Source organism: Streptomyces sp. NPDC008086 (genome assembly GCF_042957325.1).
Classification (GTDB): Bacteria; Actinomycetota; Actinomycetes; order Streptomycetales; family Streptomycetaceae; genus Streptomyces.
In genome coordinates this window covers 270122-290174 of record NZ_JBIBIA010000001.1, presented here as the reverse complement: position 1 = coordinate 290174, position 20053 = coordinate 270122, and the positions used below count along the sequence as shown (strand labels likewise).

The 20053-nt window shown below is 70.3% G+C and carries 22 protein-coding genes and 2 pseudogenes; 8 read left to right on the top strand and 16 right to left on the bottom strand.

Going from position 1 to position 20053, the window contains the following annotated elements; translation table 11 throughout:
- Positions 1-195 precede the first annotated feature (195 nt).
- Both ACFZBP_RS01315 and ACFZBP_RS01310 read left to right on the top strand, forming a co-directional pair.
- Positions 196-1056, top strand: coding sequence for a metallophosphoesterase (locus tag ACFZBP_RS01315; protein ID WP_391409235.1), 861 nt, complete (start codon positions 196-198; stop codon positions 1054-1056).
- Positions 1053-1733, top strand: a complete 681-nt coding sequence (locus tag ACFZBP_RS01310) for a 4'-phosphopantetheinyl transferase (RefSeq protein WP_383453292.1) — start codon at positions 1053-1055, stop codon at positions 1731-1733. Before ACFZBP_RS01315 ends, ACFZBP_RS01310 begins: the two co-directional genes overlap by 4 nt.
- 27 nt (positions 1734-1760) lie before the next feature.
- Here the strand turns inward: ACFZBP_RS01310 and ACFZBP_RS01305 are convergent, their stop codons facing one another.
- The 3 genes from ACFZBP_RS01305 to ACFZBP_RS01295 all read right to left on the bottom strand — a co-directional run bounded on the left by ACFZBP_RS01305 (position 1761) and on the right by ACFZBP_RS01295 (position 3313).
- Positions 1761-1991: a hypothetical protein gene (locus tag ACFZBP_RS01305; protein ID WP_383453294.1), complete on the bottom strand. Its 231-nt coding sequence runs from the start codon at positions 1989-1991 to the stop codon at positions 1761-1763.
- 107 nt (positions 1992-2098) lie between these two features.
- Entirely contained in the window at positions 2099-2623 is a 525-nt protein-coding gene (locus ACFZBP_RS01300) for a toxin-antitoxin system, toxin component (RefSeq protein WP_391409234.1), read from the bottom strand.
- Between the two features lie 39 nt (positions 2624-2662).
- Positions 2663-3313 (bottom strand): helix-turn-helix domain-containing protein, encoded by a 651-nt coding sequence (locus tag ACFZBP_RS01295; RefSeq protein WP_391409233.1) that lies wholly within the window; start codon positions 3311-3313, stop codon positions 2663-2665.
- 223 nt (positions 3314-3536) lie between these two features.
- Between ACFZBP_RS01295 and ACFZBP_RS01290 the strand changes: the two genes are divergently transcribed.
- The 3 genes from ACFZBP_RS01290 to ACFZBP_RS01280 all read left to right on the top strand — a co-directional run bounded on the left by ACFZBP_RS01290 (position 3537) and on the right by ACFZBP_RS01280 (position 6706).
- Positions 3537-4199: a hypothetical protein gene (locus ACFZBP_RS01290; protein WP_383453298.1), complete on the top strand. Its 663-nt coding sequence runs from the start codon at positions 3537-3539 to the stop codon at positions 4197-4199.
- Between the two features lie 90 nt (positions 4200-4289).
- Positions 4290-5288, top strand: a complete 999-nt coding sequence (locus tag ACFZBP_RS01285; RefSeq protein ID WP_391409232.1) for a substrate-binding domain-containing protein — start codon at positions 4290-4292, stop codon at positions 5286-5288.
- Between the two features lie 110 nt (positions 5289-5398).
- Positions 5399-6706 (top strand): extracellular solute-binding protein, encoded by a 1308-nt coding sequence (locus tag ACFZBP_RS01280; RefSeq protein WP_391409231.1) that lies wholly within the window; start codon positions 5399-5401, stop codon positions 6704-6706.
- Here ACFZBP_RS01280 and ACFZBP_RS01275 read toward each other — a convergent pair.
- Genes ACFZBP_RS01275 through ACFZBP_RS01260 form a run of 4 tightly spaced genes read right to left on the bottom strand, consistent with a single transcriptional unit; the run spans position 6675 to position 10027 of the window.
- Positions 6675-7487: an ATP-binding cassette domain-containing protein gene (locus ACFZBP_RS01275; RefSeq protein ID WP_391409230.1), complete on the bottom strand. Its 813-nt coding sequence runs from the start codon at positions 7485-7487 to the stop codon at positions 6675-6677. The genes ACFZBP_RS01280 and ACFZBP_RS01275 overlap by 32 nt on opposite strands.
- Positions 7488-7512: 25 nt before the next feature.
- Positions 7513-8289: an ABC transporter permease subunit gene (locus ACFZBP_RS01270; RefSeq protein WP_391410314.1), complete on the bottom strand. Its 777-nt coding sequence runs from the start codon at positions 8287-8289 to the stop codon at positions 7513-7515.
- Positions 8289-9062, bottom strand: coding sequence for an ABC transporter permease subunit (locus tag ACFZBP_RS01265; protein WP_391409229.1), 774 nt, complete (start codon positions 9060-9062; stop codon positions 8289-8291). The genes ACFZBP_RS01270 and ACFZBP_RS01265 overlap by 1 nt, the downstream gene beginning before the upstream one ends.
- Positions 9059-10027 carry an ABC transporter substrate-binding protein gene (locus tag ACFZBP_RS01260; protein WP_391409228.1) on the bottom strand — a complete coding sequence of 323 codons (969 nt, stop codon included), beginning with the start codon at positions 10025-10027 and terminating at the stop codon, positions 9059-9061. Before ACFZBP_RS01260 ends, ACFZBP_RS01265 begins: the two co-directional genes overlap by 4 nt.
- Positions 10028-10186: 159 nt before the next feature.
- On the opposite strand from ACFZBP_RS01260, the gene ACFZBP_RS01255 reads away from it, so the two are divergent.
- Complete coding sequence (locus tag ACFZBP_RS01255) at positions 10187-11038, top strand: IclR family transcriptional regulator C-terminal domain-containing protein (RefSeq protein WP_391410312.1); 852 nt, start codon at positions 10187-10189, stop codon at positions 11036-11038.
- On the opposite strand, the gene ACFZBP_RS01250 is transcribed toward ACFZBP_RS01255, so the two are convergent.
- The 6 genes and pseudogenes from ACFZBP_RS01250 to ACFZBP_RS01225 all read right to left on the bottom strand — a co-directional run bounded on the left by ACFZBP_RS01250 (position 10953) and on the right by ACFZBP_RS01225 (position 15888).
- Positions 10953-11891, bottom strand: coding sequence for a 2Fe-2S iron-sulfur cluster-binding protein (locus tag ACFZBP_RS01250; RefSeq protein WP_391409227.1), 939 nt, complete (start codon positions 11889-11891; stop codon positions 10953-10955). The genes ACFZBP_RS01255 and ACFZBP_RS01250 overlap by 86 nt on opposite strands.
- Positions 11888-12076 (bottom strand): hypothetical protein, encoded by a 189-nt coding sequence (locus ACFZBP_RS01245; protein ID WP_383453320.1) that lies wholly within the window; start codon positions 12074-12076, stop codon positions 11888-11890. Before ACFZBP_RS01245 ends, ACFZBP_RS01250 begins: the two co-directional genes overlap by 4 nt.
- The gene (locus ACFZBP_RS01240; protein WP_391409226.1) at positions 12073-13143 is read right to left on the bottom strand and encodes a Rieske 2Fe-2S domain-containing protein; all 1071 of its coding nucleotides are present in this window, start codon (positions 13141-13143) and stop codon (positions 12073-12075) included. Before ACFZBP_RS01240 ends, ACFZBP_RS01245 begins: the two co-directional genes overlap by 4 nt.
- Positions 13144-13496: 353 nt before the next feature.
- Positions 13497-14293: pseudogene (locus ACFZBP_RS01235) on the bottom strand (hypothetical protein); the annotation flags it as partial.
- Between the two features lie 161 nt (positions 14294-14454).
- Positions 14455-15249, bottom strand: coding sequence for a maleylpyruvate isomerase family mycothiol-dependent enzyme (locus ACFZBP_RS01230; RefSeq protein WP_391409225.1), 795 nt, complete (start codon positions 15247-15249; stop codon positions 14455-14457).
- A 75-nt stretch (positions 15250-15324) separates the two neighbouring features.
- Complete coding sequence (locus ACFZBP_RS01225; RefSeq protein ID WP_391409223.1) at positions 15325-15888, bottom strand: SDR family NAD(P)-dependent oxidoreductase; 564 nt, start codon at positions 15886-15888, stop codon at positions 15325-15327.
- Between the two features lie 864 nt (positions 15889-16752).
- Between ACFZBP_RS01225 and ACFZBP_RS01220 the strand changes: the two genes are divergently transcribed.
- Both ACFZBP_RS01220 and ACFZBP_RS01215 read left to right on the top strand, forming a co-directional pair.
- Positions 16753-17475, top strand: coding sequence for a methyltransferase domain-containing protein (locus tag ACFZBP_RS01220; protein WP_391410310.1), 723 nt, complete (start codon positions 16753-16755; stop codon positions 17473-17475).
- A 35-nt stretch (positions 17476-17510) separates the two neighbouring features.
- Positions 17511-17674 (top strand): annotated as a pseudogene (locus ACFZBP_RS01215) (ATP-binding cassette domain-containing protein); the annotation flags it as partial.
- A gap of 146 nt (positions 17675-17820) precedes the next feature.
- On the opposite strand, the gene ACFZBP_RS01210 reads toward ACFZBP_RS01215, so the two are convergent.
- The 3 genes from ACFZBP_RS01210 to ACFZBP_RS01200 all read right to left on the bottom strand — a co-directional run bounded on the left by ACFZBP_RS01210 (position 17821) and on the right by ACFZBP_RS01200 (position 19871).
- Positions 17821-17979 (bottom strand): hypothetical protein, encoded by a 159-nt coding sequence (locus ACFZBP_RS01210; protein ID WP_391409222.1) that lies wholly within the window; start codon positions 17977-17979, stop codon positions 17821-17823.
- 209 nt (positions 17980-18188) lie between these two features.
- Positions 18189-18629: a hypothetical protein gene (locus ACFZBP_RS01205; protein WP_391409221.1), complete on the bottom strand. Its 441-nt coding sequence runs from the start codon at positions 18627-18629 to the stop codon at positions 18189-18191.
- Positions 18630-18647: 18 nt separating this feature from the next.
- Complete coding sequence (locus tag ACFZBP_RS01200) at positions 18648-19871, bottom strand: FAD-dependent monooxygenase (protein WP_391409220.1); 1224 nt, start codon at positions 19869-19871, stop codon at positions 18648-18650.
- Between the last annotated feature and the right edge of the window lie 182 nt (positions 19872-20053).

The following is a 20053-nucleotide window of genomic DNA, read 5'->3' as shown; positions in this document are numbered from 1 at the left end:
AGGGAAGTTCCGGCGGTGGTGTTGGGGCGATCATACGGCTTTCAAAGGGTGCCGCGTGCAACGTACGTGTTACGGAATTGCGGATCATTCCTGACCGTCCCGCCCGCCCCTGCCGGGGCGACGCGTGTCCCCCTTGTACGGTGAACACATCCTGTGTTCTCGTGGTGTCGTTCGTGTGATCGAAAGGGGCGAGGGGTGACGTCGACGGTCGGCGGTGCCGGGCAACTGCTGGCCATCAGTGACCTGCACATCGGGTACGACGAGAACCGCGCCCTGGTCGAGAAGATGCGGCCGGACTCCGACGACGACTGGCTGCTCGTCGCCGGTGACGTCGCGGAGACCGTGGCCGACATCCGCTGGGCCCTCCAGACGCTCGCCGGCCGCTTCCGCAAGGTCGTCTGGGTCCCGGGCAACCACGAACTGTGGACCCACCCGAAGGACACCGTCACCCTGCGCGGCGTCGCCCGCTACGAGCATCTGGTCGAGATGTGCCGGGAGCTGGGGGTGACGACCCCCGAGGACCCCTACCCCGTCTGGGACGGCCCCGGCGGCCCGGTCGCCGTGGCCCCGCTCTTCCTGCTGTACGACTACTCGTTCCTGCCCTCCGGCTGCACCACCAAGGAGGAGGGGCTGAAGTACGCCCACGGCACCGGGGTCGTGTGCAACGACGAGTACCTGCTGCACCCCGACCCCTACCCGTCCCGTGAGGCCTGGTGCGAGGCCCGGGTCGCCGAGACCGAGCGCCGGCTCGCCGCACTGCCCGAGGACCTGCCCACCGTCCTCGTCAACCACTACCCGCTGGACCGGCACCCCACCGACGTCCTGTGGTACCCCGAGTTCGCCATGTGGTGCGGCACCCGGCGCACCGCGGACTGGCACCGCAGGTTCCGGGTCGAGACCATGGTCTACGGCCACCTGCACATCCCGCGGACCACCTGGCACGAGGGCGTCCGCTTCGAGGAGGTGTCGGTGGGCTACCCCCGCGAGTGGCGCAAGCGACCGGACCCGCCCGGGCGGCTGCGCCGGATTCTGCCCAGGGAGGACGGGTCCCGTTGATCGAGGAACTGCTGCCGGCCTCGGTCGTCACCGTCGAGGCGTACGGCGACGAGGAGCCCGCCAACACGGCCCTGTACCCCGAGGAGGAGGCGGTCGTCGCCCGGGCGGTCGGCAAACGGCGTCGGGAGTTCGCCGTCGTCCGCTCCTGTGCGCGCCGCGCCATGGACAAGCTCGGCGTGCCGCCCCAGCCGATCCTGCCCGGCGAACGCGGCGCCCCGACCTGGCCGAAGGGCCTGACCGGCAGCATGACCCACTGCGACGGCTACTGCGGTGCCGCACTGGTCCGCGCCGCCGACCTGGCCTCCCTCGGCATCGACGCCGAACCCCACCAGACCCTCCCGGACGGCGTCCTGCCCGCCGTCGCCCTGCCCGCGGAGGCGGAGCGGCTGCGCCGGCTGTCCGGCGAGAACCCGGACATCCACTGGGACCGGCTGCTGTTCAGCGCCAAGGAGTCCGTCTACAAGGCGTGGTTCCCGCTCACCGGAAAGTGGCTGGACTTCACCGAGGCCGACATCGAGATCCTCACCGACCCCGGTGAACAGCGCGGCGGCGGTTTCCGCGCCCGGCTGCTCGTGCCGGGTCCATGGGTCGGCGACCGGCAGCTCGACGGGTTCGAGGGACGGTGGACCGTCCAGCGGGGGCTGGTGGCGACAGCGGTGAGCGTGCCGCACACCTGAGCCCCCCCGGGTCCGGCGCGCCGGCCGCTACGGCTCGCCCGGACACCAGCTGCGGAGCATCCGGAAGAACTCCTCCTCGTTGCCCGTCAGCCCCGCGTCCGCCAGGGCCTGTTCCGCCTCGGCGAGGACGGCGGGCGGCACGACGGGTGGTCGGCCGCCCCCGGGAGGACCGTCGAACGCGGCCCGTACGGTGTGCAACAGCCGCAGATAGGCCTGGACGGCGGTGCGCTCGCGGTCGGTCAGTACGGCGGTGGGCATCGGTCGGCTCTCCCCGGGTCGGCGTCGTCGCGTCACGCCCCGCACATGAGGGCGTACCACCAGCTTGCCGTCCACCACTGACAATCCATCCTCAACAGGGCGGTGGGTCAGCCCTGTGGCCCCAGGTAGCCCAGTGACGCCTCGATCCGCCCGGCCAGATGGTCACGCTGTCCACGGGCCGAGGAAACCGCCAGCCAGGTACGGCACTTGCTGGCGAGCAGCAGGCCGAAACTCTCGGCCTCCTTCTCCTCGGCCTGGTCGAAGTGGTCGCGGGCGGCGACCTTCAGCACCGTCGACCGTAAGTCGGCGTCGTCGTGGAGGAGCCGGGCCGCCACGGTGGCGCCCTCGACGCTGTGGCTGCCGTGACCGGCCTTCATGTGCCACAGCTCGTGGCCGAGGATCACCAGCTGGTGGTCGGGCGCGGTGCGTTCCTCGATCACCACGAGGTCCTGGTCGGCCATGTCGAGCCACAGTCCGCTGGCGGTACCGGGCGGGAAGGCGGCCGTACGGAAGTGGACGGGGCGGCCGCGGCGTCTGCTCATCGCGTCGCACAGCGCGCGGTACAGCTTCTCCGGCGGCGCGGGCGTCGAAAGCGCCAGCTCCGCGACCAACTCGCCGCACAGGCGGCGCATTTCCCTACCGATGCCCACTGGTCTCCCGTTCTCCGCGGATCACGACTCGGGCCGCTTGACGCTCTCCAGGAGCATGTCCAGCCACTCCGCGACCTTGTCGCGATGCTGGTCGGTGGGCAGTTGGGCGGCCCGCCAGGCGATGCCGCGCACCCCGTGGTCCTGGAGGAGTCTCTCCAGCGGATCCTCGGCGGCCTGGGCCGCCTCGCGCTCGGCGAGCTTCTGGAGCAGGTCCTGCTCGGTGCGCTGGAGCGCGCCCGCGAGCGCCTCGGGGTCCTCGGCCGTGAGGAATCCGGCGTGGACGCGGAAGAAGCGCTGGATGGCGTCGCAGTGCTCCATCGTGGGGCGCCGGTCGCCGTTGATCAGGGCGCCCGCCTGCTGCCGTGACATGCCCGCGCCGTCGGCGATCTCCTGCTGGGTGTACTTGCGGCCGTTCGGCTTGAGGCGGGTGCGCCGCACGAGGTCGAGGCGCTGGAGGAACCGGGCCTGCACGTCGGGCTCCCCCGCGGGGCGGCCGCTCAGCAGGGCCTTGACCACGGGTACCGGGACGCCGGAGGCGACGGACAGACGGCCGGTGTCGAAGACCTCCGCGTGCGGCACGCCGAGCCGGTCGGCGAGCGCGGTGACACGAGCGACGACGGCCGGCAGCTCAGCCGTCGGCGTGGCGCCCGGACCCTCGATGCCATCCGTCACCGACAGATCTCCTAGGTCTCTCACAGGCTTCTCACAAGCGGTTGCCGTGAACTCGACGGAGATTACCGGGTAGTTCGAACTCACATCCAGGTCTCGCCACAACTGTGTCCAATTTCAGCCGTCAACCGGCACGAAATGCCACGATAGTTGACACGGCTCCGGCACGGGCAGCAGGATCAAGGCGCCGCGTGAAGGCCGCATAGGCAAGAGGGGTGACCTCCCGATGGCATATCAGGCAGGTGGACAGCGGTCCGTACCGCGGTCCGTCCCCGAGCGGCCCGAGGCCGAGGCGTACCTACGGGACTACGCCACCCTCGTGGAGGCCGTGCCCTTCCCGTCCGTCGTCGTCGACCACCGCTGGGACGTCGTTCTGGCGAACACCGCTTTCGCGTCACTTTTCCGAGGCGTGGGCCCGCATCCCACGGCGATGCCCGCCGACAACTTCCTCAGGTTCGTCCTCTTCCACCCGGACGCGAGCACGGTCCTCGGCGACCACGAGGCCGGCTGGTGCCTGCCGATGCTGGCCCACTTCGCCGCCGCCGTGGAGTCGCACGGCCATGACCACGGCCTCCAGGCCATCCGCCGGGAGATCGCCCAGGACCCCCTCATGGAGGCCGCCTACCGGCAGGGCCTGCCGCACTGGATCCGCGCGGTCGGCGAGCGGGCGGTCGCCCAGGACGGTGCCGTACGTCCGCTGCTGCACCCGGATCCGCGCTGGGGCGCCACCGACTGCCGGGTCGTCGACGAGACGCCCCCGACCCTGCGGGAGATGGGGTACACCCGGCTGACGCTGGTGCTGCGCGAGGTGCGCCGCGACCGGCCCCGGGCACGTGCGGCGCGCCGTGGCGCCGCCCATCTGCGCGTGGTGCCGACCCCCGGGAACTGAACGGGGCACCGTCGGCGTTCAGGTCGCCGACGGCGCCCCGTCAGCAGAGCGACGCAAGCCGCTTGCATTCCTTGCGCTATTCTTGCGCCCATGACGCGACGACTTGCTGAAGTGGCGAAGAAGGTCGGGGTCAGCGAGGCCACGGTCAGCCGGGTGCTCAACGACAAGCCCGGCGTCTCCGAGGCCACCCGGCAGGCGGTGCTCTCCGCCCTGGACGTCCTCGGCTACGAGCGGCCCACGCAGCTGCGCGGCGAACGCGCCCGCCTCGTCGGCCTCGTGCTCCCCGAGCTCCAGAACCCGATCTTCCCCGCGTTCGCCGAGGTCATCGGCGGCGCCCTCGCCCAGCTCGGGCTCACACCGGTGCTGTGCACCCAGACCAAGGGCGGGGTGTCCGAGGCCGACTGCGTCGCGTTGCTGCTGCAGCAGCAGGTCTCCGGAGTCGTCTTCGCCGGCGGGCTGTACGCCCAGGCCGACGCCCCGCACGACCACTACCAGGAGCTCGCCGACCGCAACATCCCGGTGGTGCTGGTCAACGCGGCCATCGAGCACCTGGGCTTCCCCGCCGTGTCCTGCGACGACGCCGTCGCCGTGGAGCAGGCCTGGCGGCACCTGGCCTCGCTGGGGCACGAGCGCATCGGGCTCGTGCTCGGGCCGGCCGACCACATGCCGTCGGCGCGCAAGCTGGCCGCCGCGCGGAGCGTGGCCGGCGACCTGCCCGAGGAGCGGGTGGCGCGGGCCATCTTCTCGATCGAGGGCGGACACGCCGCCGCCTCCCGGCTGATCGACCGCGGTGTCACCGGCATCATCTGCGCGAGCGACCCACTGGCGCTCGGCGCCATCAGGGCCGCCCGACGCAAGGGGCTCGGCGTCCCGTCGCAGATCTCGGTGGTCGGGTACGACGACTCGGCGTTCATGAACTGCACCGAGCCTCCGCTCACCACCGTCCGACAGCCCATCGAGGCCATGGGCAGGGCGGCGGTGGAACTGCTGAACGCGCAGATCGCGGGCAGTGCGGTAGCCGCCGAGGAACTGCTCTTCGAGCCGGAACTGGTGGTGCGCGGGTCGACCGCGCAGGCGCCGCGTTCCTGAGATCCTCTCAGCTGTTCAAAAATTGCGAACTTCGCGCGACATCTTGCGGTTGGATGTCGCCGGTGCTTGAGTGTGCGGCGCCCACCGCTCCTGCCCAGAGGGGTCCACCGATGAGAAGCACCGGGTTCCGCCACGCCTTTGCCGCGCTCAGCGTCTGCTCCTTGGCTCTCGCCGTCTCCGCCTGCGGGTCGAGCGACGACTCCGCGAGCGGCAAGACCCGTATCACGGTCAACTGCATGCCGCCCAAGAGCGCCAAGGTCGACCGGCGGTTCTTCGAGCAGGACGTCGCCGCCTTCGAGAAGCAGAACCCGGACATCGACGTCGTCGCCCATGACGCCTTCCCCTGCCAGGACCCGAAGACCTTCGACGCCAAGCTCGCCGGCGGACAGATGGAGGACGTCTTCTACACGTACTTCACCGACGCCCGGCACGTCGTCGACATCGACCAGGCCGCCGATCTCACGCCGTACGTCAAGGAGTTGAAGAGCTACGAGACCATCCAGCAGCGGCTGCGTGACATCTACACCGTCGACGGCAGGATCTACGGCATCCCGCGCACCGGCTACTCGATGGGCCTGATCTACAACAGGAAGCTCTTCCAAAAGGCGGGCCTCGACCCAGAGAAGCCCCCGACCACCTGGGCCGAACTGCGCGCCGCCGCCGAGAAGATCGCCGGTCTCGGCGACGGTACCGTCGGCTACGCCGACTACAGCGCCCAGAACCAGGGCGGCTGGCACTTCATCACCGTCGACGGCGCCACCGTGCGCAACACCGGTACGGTCGTCGTCCAGGCCGAGACGCAGGGGGCCGCCACCTTCCGCGACGTCACGGCGACCGGCGTCGGCGCGGCGGGCGTCTACAACTGCCCCTACCCGGCGGGCTCCGGCACCTTCACCGTCGCCGACGGCGGCGGCAACTCCGGCTGGAGCGGCACCTGGTCCGACTGCTCCACCTGGCCGCAGCCCGGCCAGGGCAACCCCGACCCGGATCCGGGCCGCAACCTCGCCAAGGGCCGGCCGACCACCGCCACCGGATCGCAGGACGTCTACATCCCCGGCAAGGCGGTCGACGGTGACGCCAGCACCTACTGGGAGTCCACGAACAACGCCTTCCCGCAGGCGCTGACGGTCGACCTCGGCTCGACGGAGACGGTACGCCGCCTGGTGCTGAAGCTGCCACCTTCCCCGGCCTGGGGCGCGCGCACCCAGACCGTCACCGTGCTGGGCGGAACCGACGGCTCCACGTACTCGACGGTCGTCGGCGCCACCGGCTACCGCTTCGACCCGGCCCCCGGCAACACGGCCACCGTCTCCCTGCCCGCCGGGACGAGCCTGCGCCATCTACGGCTGTCCGTCAGCGCCAACACCGGGTGGCCGGCCGGTCAGTTCAGTGAGGTGGAGGTGTATCCGACTTCGTGACCGCCTCCGGTACGACCCCGCGCTTCGCCGCCTGGATCTGCTCGTACACATGGGTGCGCAGCTCGGCGAAGCGCGGGTCGACGCGGGTGTGCAGCTGGTCGCGCTCGGCGGGCAGGTCGACCTTCAGCTGTTCCTGGACGACGGTGGGGGAGGCGGACAGGACGAGGACCCGTTCGCCCAGGTACACGGCCTCGTCGATGTCGTGGGTGACGAACAGGATCGTGATGCCGCGTTCCCGCCACAGCCCCCGGACGAGGTCCTCCAGATCGGCCCGCGTCTGCGCGTCCACGGCCGCGAACGGTTCGTCCATCAGCAGCACCCGGGGCTCGTACGCGAGCGCGCGGGCGATGGCGACGCGCTGCTGCATACCGCCGGACAGCTGCCACGGATACGCCCCCACGGCGTCGGTCAGCCCGACCGACGCCAGCGCGTCGCGCACCAGCTCCCGGCGCCGGGTCTTGCTCAAGTCCTTCTGTTTCAAGGGGAGTTCGACGTTCTCGCCGACCCGCATCCAGGGGAACAGGCTGCGTCCGTACTCCTGGAAGACGAACGCCATGCCGGGCGGCGGGCCGTTCACCTTCCGTCCCTCCAGGAGGACTTCGCCGCTCGTGGGTGTGAGCAGCCCTCCCATGCACTTCAGCAGGGTCGTCTTGCCGCAGCCCGACGGGCCGACGAGACAGACCAGTTCGCCCGCGTCGACGGTGAAGGTGAGGTCGCGCACCGCCTCCACGCGTCGTCCGGAACCCTCGTAGACCTTCTTCAGGCCGCGTACGTCGAGCATGACCCGCCCCTTCACTTCAGTTCACTCAGGACCGCCGGGTGGTCGCGCGCAGACCCCGGTACCAGCCGAGCACCCGGCGCTCGACCAGCTGGAAGACGACGGACAGCAGGAAGCCGAGCAGACCGAGGACGAGGATGCCGGTCCACATGTCGGGGACGGCGAAGCTGCGTTGGAACTGGACGACGGTGAATCCGATGCCGTTGTTCGCGGCGAACATCTCGCTGATGACCATGAGGATGATGCCGATGGACAGGGCCTGGCGCAGTCCGGCGAAGATCTGCGGGCTCGCCGAGCGCAGCACCAGATGGCGCAGCCGGGCGACCCCGGTGACACCGTAGGAGCGGGCCGTCTCCAGCATCACCGAGTCGACCGCGCGCACGCCCTCCACGGTGTTGAGCAGGATCGGCCAGACGCAGCCGCTCGCGATGACGACGATCTTCATGGTGTCGCCGATGCCCGCGAACAGCATGATGACCGGGACCAGGACGGGCGGCGGCACGGCCCGCAGGAACTCCAGGACCGGCTCGCACACCGCACGTACCCGGCGGTAGGAGCCGATGACCGTGCCGAGCGCGACCCCGACCACGGCGGCCAGCGTGTAGCCGCCCAGAAGACGCAGGAGACTCGGTACGACGTCCGTGCGCAGCCGGTCGGCCGTCCAGACGTCCGGGAAGGTGTCGAGGATCGTCCGCAGCGGCGGCCAGAACGGGTCCGTGCTGCCGCTCGACGCCGCCCACCACACGGCGACCAGCACCGCGGGCAGCGCGACGACGAAGAGCAGTCTCAGCAGCAGGCGTCCGATCACACCGCCACCTCCCCGCGCACCGACTGGTGCCAGGAGAGCGCCCGCCGCTCCACCGTCCGGGCGCCGACGTTGATGAGCAGCCCCAGCAGCCCGGCGACCACGATCAGCGCGTACATCTCCGGCACCGCCTGCGAGGTCTGCGCGACCGCGATCTGCCGGCCCAACCCGGGGGCGCCGATGACGAGTTCGGCGGTGATCGCGAGGATCAGCGCCACCGCCGCGGCCAGCCGCACCCCGGTCATGACGTACGGCAGGGCCGTCGGCCACAGCACATGGCGGACGCGCGCCCAGGTGCCGAGGCCGTAACTGCGTGCCGTCTCCTCGGCGACCGGGTCGACGTCCTGGACGCCGTAGAGGGTCTGGATCAGCACCTGCCAGAAGGAGGCGTACACCACCAGCAGGAGCACCGACTTCAGCTCGGTGCCGTAGAGCAGTACCGCCAGCGGGATCAGTGCCACGGAGGGAATGGGGCGCAGGAACTCGATCGTGGAGGCCGTCGCCTCGCGCAGGTACGGCACGACCGAGACGGTCACGCCCACGACGACGCCGGCGCAGACCGCGAGGGCGAGGCCCAGCGCCCAGCCGGTGAGCGTGTCGCCGAGGGCGCTCCAGAAGGCGGCGTCGGCGGCCTCGTCCAGGAGCGCTTCGGCGATCCGGCTCGTCGGCGGGACGTAGGCCTCCTTGACCAGGCCGAGCCGCGGCGCCGCCTCGCCCAGGGCGAGGAAGGCCGCGAGCCCGGCCGCACCGAGTGCGACGTTCCCGCCCTTCACGGCAGGAGCGCGTCCAGGTCGGGCGTCTTCTTGAAGAGGCCGTCCGTCTCGCCGAGCTTCATCAGAGCCTCGATGGAGGACCGGTTCGCCTCCGCGGGCCACTTCGGCAGGGTGACCTTCGCCAGCACGTCCGCCGGGATCTTCGTGTACGTCGTGATGATCTGGCGGGCCTCGTCCGGGTGGGCGTCGGCGTAGGCGAGGGACTCGGCGGTGGCGTCCTGGAACTTCTTCACCACTTCCGGGTTCTGCTTCGCGTACTGCGTGGACGCGAAGTACATGGCCACGGTGAGGTTCGGGGCGACGTCCACCAGGGGTGAGGCGATCTCCACGCCGCCCTGGCTCTTGATGGTGGCGGTCGCCGGCTCCACCACCATGGCGGCGTCGATCTGTCCCTGGTCGAGGGCGGCCGGCATCTGGTCGAAGGCCAGCTCGACGAAGTCCACCTTGTCCGGATCACCGCCGGCCTTGCGCACGGACTCGCGGACGGCGGTCTCGTTGATGTTCTTCAGCGTGTTGATGGCGACCTTCCTGCCCTCCAGCTCCTTCGGGGACTTGAGGGGGCTGCCCTTCTTGACCATGAGGGCGCCGAAGTCCTCGCCCGCCACGCCGGTCGACGCGATGCCGTTGGCGACCGCCTTCACCGGAACGCCGTTGGACTGGGCGACCATCAGGGACGTCACATTGCTGAACCCGAACTGGAACTGCCCGCTCGCCACCCCCGGCACGATCGCCGCGCCGCCCTGCGCGGTGGTGAACTCCAGCTTCAGGCCCTGCTTCTCGAAGAAGCCCTGCTTCTGGCCGAGATACAGCGGCGCGACATCGACGATCGGGATGAGGCCGACTTTGACGGTGGTGACGCCGCCGGACGACGCGCCCGCGTCCGGCGAACCGCCGTCGGACGAGCCACAGGCCGTCGCGACGAGCAGCAGGACGCCGGCGGTGAGACCGGCCGACAGACGACGCATTGGCTCCTCCTGTACAGACAACGGTGCAGCGGTGTTCCGACAGGTTGTGCGCAAGGCGCACAGTAGTGCGCGGGAACGCTCAGCGGGAAGGTAGAAGTCTCAACCGGTCCAGGGTCAATGAGTTCGCCGACAACATTGTTGACACTATTGGAGGTGGCGATGCTTCCGGGAGACCGCGCACCGCACTTCGTGAGGTCCTTCGAGCGCGGCCTCGCCGTGCTCCGCTCCTTCGACGCCGACCACCCCGTGCGCACCCTCAGCGAGGTCGCCCAGACCTGCGAGCTGACCCGCGCCGCCGCCCGCCGGCTGCTGCTCACCCTCGTCGACCTCGGCTACGTCCACCAGGACGGCCGCCTCTTCCGCCTCACCCCGCGCGTGCTGGAGCTCGGCTACTCCTACCTCTCCAGCGTCACCCTGCCCCAGATCGCCGAGCCGCATCTCGAACAACTCGTGGCGCAGGTACGGGAGTCGTCGTCGCTGTGCGTCCTGGACGGCGAGGACATCGTGTACGTGGCGCGGGTCCCGACCCGGCGCATCATGACGGCGGCCATCACGGTGGGCACCCGGTTCCCGGCGTACGTGACCTCGGTGGGCCGGGTGATCCTCGCCCATCTGCCGCAGGACGAGGCCGAACTCCAGCTGGCGGAGGCCGAGTTGATGCAGCTGACGGCCCGCACGATCACCTCGCCGGACGCGCTGCGGGCGGAACTGGCGCGGGTCCGGCGGCAGGGATACGCCATCGTCGACCAGGAGTTGGAGGAGGGGCTCCGGTCGGTGGCCGCCCCGGTGCGGGAACCGGACGGCGAGGTGGTGGCCGGCGTGAACATCGCGGTGCACGCCGGCCGTACCTCGGTGGACTCGATCCGTGCCGACCTGCTGCCGCATCTGCTGGCGGCGGTGGCCCGGATCGAGGCCGACGTCAGGATCACAGGTCCAGCACGAGCCGCTTCCCACGGCAGCGGGACACACAGATCATCATCGTCTCGCCGCTCTCCTGCTCCTCGGCCGTGAGCACGGAGTCCCGATGGTCCGGGGTGCCGTCGAGGACGTCGGTCTCGCAGGTTCCGCAGGTGCCCTCGGTGCAGGAGAACAGCACCTCGACACCGGCGGCGCGCACGGCGTCCAGCACGGACACGTCCGCGGGCACGGAGACCGTCCGGCCGCTCTGCGCCAGCTCGACCTCGAACTCCGTCTTCTCGCCGCCCTCCTGCTCCTTCGGCGCGAACCGCTCCACATGCAGCAGCCCGGCCGGGCAGCGCGCCTCCACCGCGTCGAGCAGCGGCCCGGGCCCGCAGCAGTAGACGAGGGTGCCCTCGGGGACGTCGTCGAGCACCGGGGCGAGGTCGAGCAGACCGGTCTCGTCCTGCGGCGCGACGGTGACACGGTCGTCGCCGTAGCGGCTCAACTCCTCGGTGAACGCCATGGAGCCGCGGGACCGCCCGCCGTACAGCAGGCTCCACTCCGCGCCCGCGGCCTCCGCCGCCGCCAGCATCGGCAGGATCGGCGTGATGCCGATGCCGCCCGCGATGAAGCGGTAGCGGGGCGCCGGCCGCAGGGCGAAGTGGTTGCGCGGTCCGCGGACCCGCACCTTGTCGCCCTGCCCCAACTGCTCGTGCACATGGGCGGATCCGCCCCGCCCCTCCGGCTCCCGCAGGACGGCGATCCGCCAGGTGTCCCGGTCGGCCGGATCACCGCACAGCGAGTACTGCCGCTCCAGCGCAGGACCGAGGACCACGTCGACATGGGCCCCGGGCTCCCACCCCGGGAGCGGCTCGCCGAGCGGGTGGCGCAGGGTGAGGGCGAGCACGCCGTCGGCCGCCGACTCCCTGCGCTCGACGACGAGTTCGGCCTCGTACACGGTCATGAGCTGTTCCCTCGCGGCTCGTGGCCCTGCGGCTGGTGTCCTTGTGGATGGGCCAGCATCCACTCCCACATCTCGATCGGGTCCTGCGAGGTGTGCTCGCGTCCGCAGTGACAGGTGCCGTGCAGGACGTCGGTGCCCGGCAGCCAGTCGATGCGGTAGATCTCTCCGGTGGGGCTGCCGCTCACAGGACCTTCTCCACGGGCTTGTCGCCCTCCTCGACCAGCCGGGCGAGGATACGGCGGGCGGCCAGACCGCCGGTGTCGATGTTGATGCTCAGCTCCTGGTAGCCGGTGCGCTCACTGCCGAGGGTCCGCTGGAGCAGGTTGAGGGCGGTGACGTCCTGCATCACGACGGTGTGGTTGTTGCCCCGCAGGAACTCGGTGACCTCGGCGTCGTCCGTCGCCCAGTCCCGGGAGACCGCCCAGAAGTCGTACACCTTGCCGTCGCCGGACGGGGTGATGGCGTACGTGATCTCGGTGTGGAAGCCGTTCGGGTCGCTGCCGTCCGCCTCGGGCAGCACACCGACCGGGGCGATCCGGCTGTGCAGCAGATAGAGGCAGGGGGCGTGGTACTCGATGTCCTGCCAGCGGGTGATCCGGCCCTCGATGCCGGTGGACCTGGCGTAGAACGGCGGACACTCGGCGTCGTCCATGTGCCGGCTCACCCGGACGATGCCGGCGCCCTCGTCGACCTCCGTGGTGATCGGGGTCTCGGCGACCTCGGGGGTGCCGATGTAGCCGCCGTGCAGGTAGGTCTCGTGGGACAGGTCGAGGAGGTTGTCGACGAGGAGGCCGTAGTCGCAGTCGATCGGCTCCATGCCGCGCACGGTGACCCAGCCGGGGGAGTCGAGGTGCCTGGCCCGCGGGATGCCCTGCGGATCGGCGAGCGCCGGGTCGCCGATCCACACCCAGATCAGGGAGTCCTGCTCCACGACGGGGTACGAGGCGACCCGCGCCGTGCGCGGCACGCGCTTCTGCCCCGGCACGTACACACAGGTACCGGTCGTGTCGTACGTGAACCCGTGGTACCCGCACACGATCCGGTCACCGTCGAGCCGGGTCGGCGCCTCGGACAGCGGGTACCGGCGGTGCACACAGCGGTCGTGCAGCACGACCGGCGTCCCCTCCTCCTCCGTGCGGTACAGCACGAGGGTCTCACCGAGGATCGTCCTGCCGAGCAGCTCCCGTCCCACCTCATGGCTGTAGGCGGCGACGTACCACTGGTTCCTGGCGAAGGCGGTCATGTGCGGCATGAAGGTTCCCGTCCCTGTCGGCGGGGCGTCGTCGCCCCGCGTGCCGTGGTTGGAAACAGGGTCGTGAGGCTTGCATCGGCTCGGCAAGACGGCTTCTGCCAGGCGGAAGAACTTCTGTAAAGAGGCTGGTCAGAGCCTTGTTCTGTCAACCCCTGGTCGCCAGAGTGGAGTGCCGCGTGGTGTGACCGTTCGGTTCGCGCTCGGGGGAGCCGGAGGCGGCGACGGCGAGTGCGGCTACTCGCAGCGTGGCGTTAATCGATGAATGCGCTGGTCAGCTCGGGTCGCCAACGCCAGGTAGCGGAGATCCGGAGGCAGAGTCGGCGGCCTCCGCGGGTGATGCGGGCGGCGGCGCGCAGCAGCCGGTAGCGGAGCTTCTTCGGCTCGGCGGTGGCCAACTCGCCGTCCAGCAGCAGGGCCTGGGTCCAGACGAGCAGGCGGATGCGCTCCTCCACGCGGGCATGCGTGCGGTAGCGGGCCTCCAGGCGTTGCGCGGTTCCCCCACCCGTGACCGAGGTGTCGGTGAGAAAGACCAGGTGCGCATGCCTTCGTCGAAGTCGAACAGGGACAGCCGGGCACCGGGATGCGGACGCTCACGCCGCACGATGACGCGGGTGCCGTCGGGGTAGCCGGTGAGGTCGATCATGCCGGTCAGCTCGGCGGCCGCTGCTCCGTCGCGCAGGGATCCGTCCTGTTCCAGGGCCGGGTGCCAGACCCGGTCGGGCAGGGCCCGGATGTGGTGCAGGAAGCACAGCAGCGGGTAGTAGCCGAAGCCGCGCTTGCAGGCGGCGACTGCCTGCTCCTTCTCGGAGTGGCTGGTGACCAGGGGGGCGTCGAGAGGACCGATGTCGGCGAGAAGACGCCAGGCGGTGGGTGTGGCGGCGACCGGGCCGAACACCTCGCGCTGGTCACGCAGGACAGCGAGGTCAGTGATGGTCTCGCCGCCGTCGGCGAGCATCACGGCCAGGTCGACCGCCACCCGGCCGGGGGCGTGCCGTGCCGCGCGGCCGCAGCCGACGCAACGCGCTGGTGAAGGCACTGGCCGCCCGGTGATTTTGGCTGGATCGGCCGGCAGACGGGATCCGGTATGGCTGACCACCCCGCGACCGTCGGCCGAGACGACGAGTCGGGGACGTGACCCGGTGGTGTGCACGCGGAAAGTGCCTTCCCCCGCGAGACGACAGAAGCCTTGTGCAAGCCCTGTCGTCCCAGCTCAGAAGGCACTTTCGCTGTGTCGCTCATGATCCGGACACGACCCCGAGTGAAACGCGCGGGCTGGGGCGTGTGCCCGTGCCCGTTGCCTCGCCGCCGGGCTCAGAACCCGGGGAAGACCCTGCGCAGGTCGTCGAGGGTGACGGTGTCGCCGGTGAGGGTCACGGAGGGCGGGGTGTGGGCGGGGGCGTGCCGGCCGGTGACGAGTCGCAGCCACCACTCGGCGGGAGCCGTCAGCACGGCGTCGGCGTTCTCGGGTTCGCCGGTGAGCGCGACCGTCTCGCCGACCGAGAGACCGAAGGTGCGCTCGGGTTCGGTGGTGTGCACCGCGACGGCGACGGGGCGGTTCTCCAGGGCGTCCGCCTTGCCGATGAAGCCCAGCATCATGCCGGCCTGGTCGAGGAGCGGCCCGGTCGCGGCGGACGCCAGGGTCGTCGACGGGTCGAAGGCCGCCTCGACGTCCCACGAGTGGTGGGCGAGCTCACCGAGCCGGAGCCCCGCCGCGGTCGCGACGTCCACCGGCGCGGGCAGGAAGCCGAGGTCGATCCGGAGGTCGCTGCGGGCCCCCGCGTCGAGGCCCTCGTAGCGTTCGACCAGCGCCTGGTCGGCGGTGACGAAGCCTTCGGCGCGCTCGGCCGGGGTCATCGCGTCCCAGCGGGCCCACACCGACTTGTTGAAGTCGCCGTCGGGGGCACCCGTACCGCCCGTCGCGCCCTCCAGTGCGGCCAGGCCTATTTCGGCGCCGCTGCCCAGATGGCCGAGCACCTGGGAGACGTCCCACTCCGACGCGCCGGACGGGCGGGTGAGATTGGCCGCGGTGAGTCTGCGCACCACGGCGGCGAGGTGGTCGTGCCCGCTGCGCAGGGCGTCGATGATCCGGTCTGTGGCTTCGGTCATGTTCTTTTCCCCAATGAAGGCGATCTGATTCGGTGTTGTCGTCACACGGCCGTCGGTGTCACACGGCGCTCGGTGTCACACGGCCGTCTGGAACGAGCGCTTGGAGAAGCCGACCGTGTACCCCTCCACGGTGGTCCGCACCGACCGGTCGGGGTGCGCGGCGGCGCCCAGGGTGATGAACGGCGGGATGTAGCGGTCGACGGTCGGATGGGCGTACGGCACACCGGGCGCCCCCGTCCGGAACGCGGCGAGTTCGTCCACAGCGCCGCGCGCGAGGGCATCGGCGGCCCAGGCGCCGAAGTCGGCGGACCAGCCCGGGACTTGGCCTTCGAAGATCGGCAGGGGCGAGTCGGGTGCCATGCTGCTCGCCTCGAAACTTGTGCTGGTGTAGGCCGGTTCGACCAGCAGCATCCGGATGCAGTGTTCGCGAAGCTCGTCGATCACCTCCCCGACCAGGGAGCGGACCGAGTTGTCGTCGGCCACGTCGAGATCGAGGAACGTCACCCCGGCGATCGGCTCGGCCGCGTTGCGGCTCGTGCCGACCACCGCGAAGCCGGCGCCCACGAGGGCGAGCGCCGGCGCCCGCCCGATCCCGGAGGAGGCACCCGTCACGAGGGCCACTCGGGGAGCTGTCTGCATGGCGGTTCCTTCGGTTGTGGGCATGACCGACACGGTCCGCACCCGTCCTGCAAGGCCGTGAGCTCAGGATGGTTGTGTACTGAACAGTCGGAAACCTATGCAGTTCCGTACTGAGTTGTCAAGAAGTGCGGGTCGGCTTTGCCTTCCACGCATGGCGAGACCGTGAAGCTTCGACCGCGACCACGTCCTGCATGCCGCCGAGCGGCAGTTCCGCGCCTCGGGCTATCATCCGCGGCATCGATGTCGTAGGCGCATACGGCCACAGCCCCGACCGCCTGACCTCGATAGCAGAAAGCGCGTTCGCCCTGCTGCCCCGCCCCCGCCACCACTGACAAGGGCACGGCCGACCTCGTCGTGCAGGCGTCCGAGGCGGTCGGCCCACCTCGACGCCGCGCAGGCACGCTCGCACGAACTCGGCCACCGCCATCGCGACCACGGCGAAAAGGTAAGGCCGGCCCACCGCACTTGACAGCTCAGTACAGAACGCCTAGGTTTCTGACTGTTCAGTACACAACCGCCCTGGGCTCACCGGACAGGCTGCGTGCACGTCTGGCGCCATCACCGTCCCGTCGCTCTACATCCACGGGGCCGACGACAACTGCTTTTCCGTGGAGTTGAGCGACAGCATGGACGACCTGTTCACGAACGGCTTCGAACGCATCGTCATACCCGGCACAGGCCGTCCACTTCCTGCACCTCGGACAGCCCAAGACGGTCGCCGACCACATCGTGGGCTTCCTGTACGGCTGCCCCCGCCAGCCACCCAGAACTCGAAGGGTTGACCGAACCATGACTGACAAGGGAAGGCAGGAGGCCATGGCTCTGACGACTCCTTTCGTGGAAAAGCACCGCGGCACCGAGGCCATGCTGGCCCTCCTCGACGCGATGGACCAGATGCCGAGCGCCGGCCTGCTGCGGGCCCGCTCCTACGAACTGCTGTCTCTTGTCCCGGGCTCGTATGTCGTGGACGTCGGCTGCGGTGCCGGGCGGGCCGTCGCCGAGCTGGCCGAGCGTGGCGTCCACGCGGTGGGCGTGGATCCCGATCCGTGGATCCTGGCCGAGGCCCGGAAACGGTGGCCGGGGGCCGAGTTCCGGGAAGCGGGGGCGGAGGATCTGCCGTTCGCCGACGGAAGTGTGCGCGGCTACCGTGCCGACAAGGTCTTCCATTTTCTTCAAGAGCCGTGGCGTGCGGTGGCGGAAGCGCGGCGCGTCCTCTGCCCGGGCGGCAGGATCGCCCTGGTTGGGCAGGACTGGGACGCCATCATGATCGACTCGGATGACGCGGCGCTCACCCGCACGATCGTGCACGCCCGCGCCGACCTCCTGGGCACGCCCCGCGCCGCCCGCCAGTACCGCAACCTGCTCCTGGACAGCGGCTTCAACGACGTCACCGTCGAGGTGCACACCAGCGTGTTCACCGATCCCGCGATGCTGTCGCTGCTCACCGGGCTCGCCGAGTCGGCCTGCACGATCGGTGCCGTCGGCCGTGACCAGGCCCATGAGTGGCTCGCCGAACAGCGCCGACGCGCCGAGGCCGACCGCTTCCTCATCGCCCTTCCGTACTTCGTGGCTGCCGCCTCCGCCTAGAGAGCAGATGGAGCACGGGCCGCGGGGATCCGCCGGGCCCCGGGCGTTTCGTGTCGGTGGTCGGTCCGACCGGATGCGGGAAGTCGACTGTGCTGACGTCGTGGCCGGGCTGCGCGACCCGTCCTCGGGCAAGGTGCTCATCGACGGCGAACCGCTCAAGGGCCTCAATCGCACAGCGGGCTACATGTTCCAGCAGGATGGACGGTCATCCGCTCGGGTTCCGAGTGCAAGATCATGCTGGGGAGGATCCGTGTAGGCCGGTTTCACCGTGATGTTCCGAGTCGGAGTCGGAACTGGAAGCCGAATTTCCCGACCTTGCTGTGGAGTCACTGCCCACTCCTCAGCTCAGGCGCGGCTGCTGAGGAGTAGTACCGACAGGCGATCGCGCGGCGCAGCCGCACACCGATCCGCGGCGGGCTGGGCCGCGCCCATCTCCTCCATGGCGAATGGCTGCGCCGTGCGCAGCGTCAGCGCGACGCTCGTGCCCAACTGCGTATCGCCCATGAGCCGTTCTCCGCAATGGGCATGAACGCTTTCGCCCGGCGGACCGCGCGTGAACTACCGGCCACCGGTGAGGAGGCCCGCAAACGGAGCGTCGAGTCCAGCAGCGAACTGACCGCGCAGGAAGCCCAGATCGTGCGACGGGCAGCGCGTCGGGCCGGTCCGCGCGGTCGCGTTCCTCGGGACAGGCCGCGAGAAGGTATGAGGCCGTCTCAGACCGACAATGTCTGCTCGATGACGAGAGGCCTCCTTCGTACCGCACCCCTATCACGCGGCGACAACGGCCGAGCCCGTCGGCCGCTCCACGCTACGTCGACCCAAAGCCCGAACGCCGCCATAAGAGCGGGCGCCAGGGGACGTCGTATCCCGGACCGAGCGAACAGCACGGCGGCCAGCCAGTCGGCCGCCGGCCCGGACGCCCCGGCGATCGTCCGCACGCCGAAGAAGCCCATCGGATACGGGGACAGCAGGCTGTAGTTCGCGGTGTGCAGCGCGCCGAACCAGAACAGTCCGTACGCCGAGTCGCCGTGCTCGGCGGTGAAGCGCGCCCAGGTGGCCGTCTCGGTGTCCGCGGTGGCCAGCGTGCCGTTGATGTCGGCGCCGGCCGCTGCGGAGGCCCCGACCTGGGCGACCGCATCGGTGGCGTTTAGCACTTGCCGCGAAGAGTCCAGTCACGCTGCAGCGGCGGCGATGTCCAGACTCTTCATCCGCGCACTCTTGGCCCTCGTCCTGGCGAGCAGCCGGCCGACGATCGGCAGCCGGCCGAGGCGGATCATCACGGACCGAAGCAGCAACTCGGCGCGGTTGCCCGGGGTGAAGAAATTGCGCTGGCTCACAGCGCTGCCGAGGTGGTGGGCGATGAACGGGCGCAGGTGGTCCTCCCAGTCCTGCAGCGCTCGTGGCACGTCGTGCGGGTGGCGTTCCAGCATGGTGCCGAGCAGGTCCGCCCCGGCCAGGCCGGTGGATGCCCCCATGGCGGAGTAAACGGTCAGGCACCACGCGGCGTCGCCGACGAGCACGACTCGGCCGCGGTGCCAGTGGTCGAGGTGCACCTGCTCGGCGGAGTCGAACAGGTGGTCCGGGGCCTTCTCGAACTGGTCGAGCAGCCAACCGAGCGTGGAGCCGGTGGGCTCGGGGCCGTAGGCGGCGCGCAGCGAGTCGATGGCCGGCCGGGTGAACTCGGCGTCCACGTCGTCGGTGCGGTAGGAGAACATCACCGACGGCGGACGGTCGGCGAACGAGAACACCCACGCCGATCGGCCCGCCTCGATCATGCTCAGCCCATCCTGTGGGCGGTAGCCGGGTATCTGCTCGGGCAGTCTGTACACGGCGATCATGTAGTTCAGCCGACGGATCGGGCTCTGCTCGGGCTCGAACGCAAGCCGGCGCACCGTCGAGCGCAGTCCGTCTGCCCCGACCACCAGGTCGAACCGCTCGACGGTCGTCGTCTCCGTCGTCAGGTCGCGGATCTCGACGTCCACCCCGTCGAGGTCCTGGTCCAGCGCGGTCGGCACGGTCGAGTACCGTATCTCGACCTCGTCGGGCAGGGCGGTGAAGGCCGCGTCCTCGATGTCGCCCCGCAGTACCATGCGAGACCCGCCGAACACATCGGCGTAGCCCACACCCCGGCGCCGCCGGCCCGTGCGGGCAACGTCGTAGCTCACGCCTTCCGGAGCGAAGCGATTCGGCACCGCATCGGCGAAGCCCAGCCGTTCGGCGGCGGCGAGCCCGGTCCCGAACAGGGCGATGAAGTATCCACCGCGGCGCCGCTCGGGGGCCTTCTCCAGCACCACCACGTCCCAGCCCGCGCGATGCAGTCGCAGCGCGGAGGCGATCCCGCTGATCCCGAGGCCGACCACCAGGGCCCGCTGTCGCGATGTCGTGTTCTTGTCCATGGGATTGTGCTCCGACACTGTTGTGTCCTCCATCTGGTGGGGGGTGGGTCGGCCGTTCAGGAAGCCGAGGATGTGGGGTCGTCGAGGCGGGCGAGGACGTCGAGGAGGGCGGCGCCGACCTCGGCGCGACGCTCCTGCTGCCTGCTTGCCGGGCATCACTGAGAACCGTCTGGGAACTGATC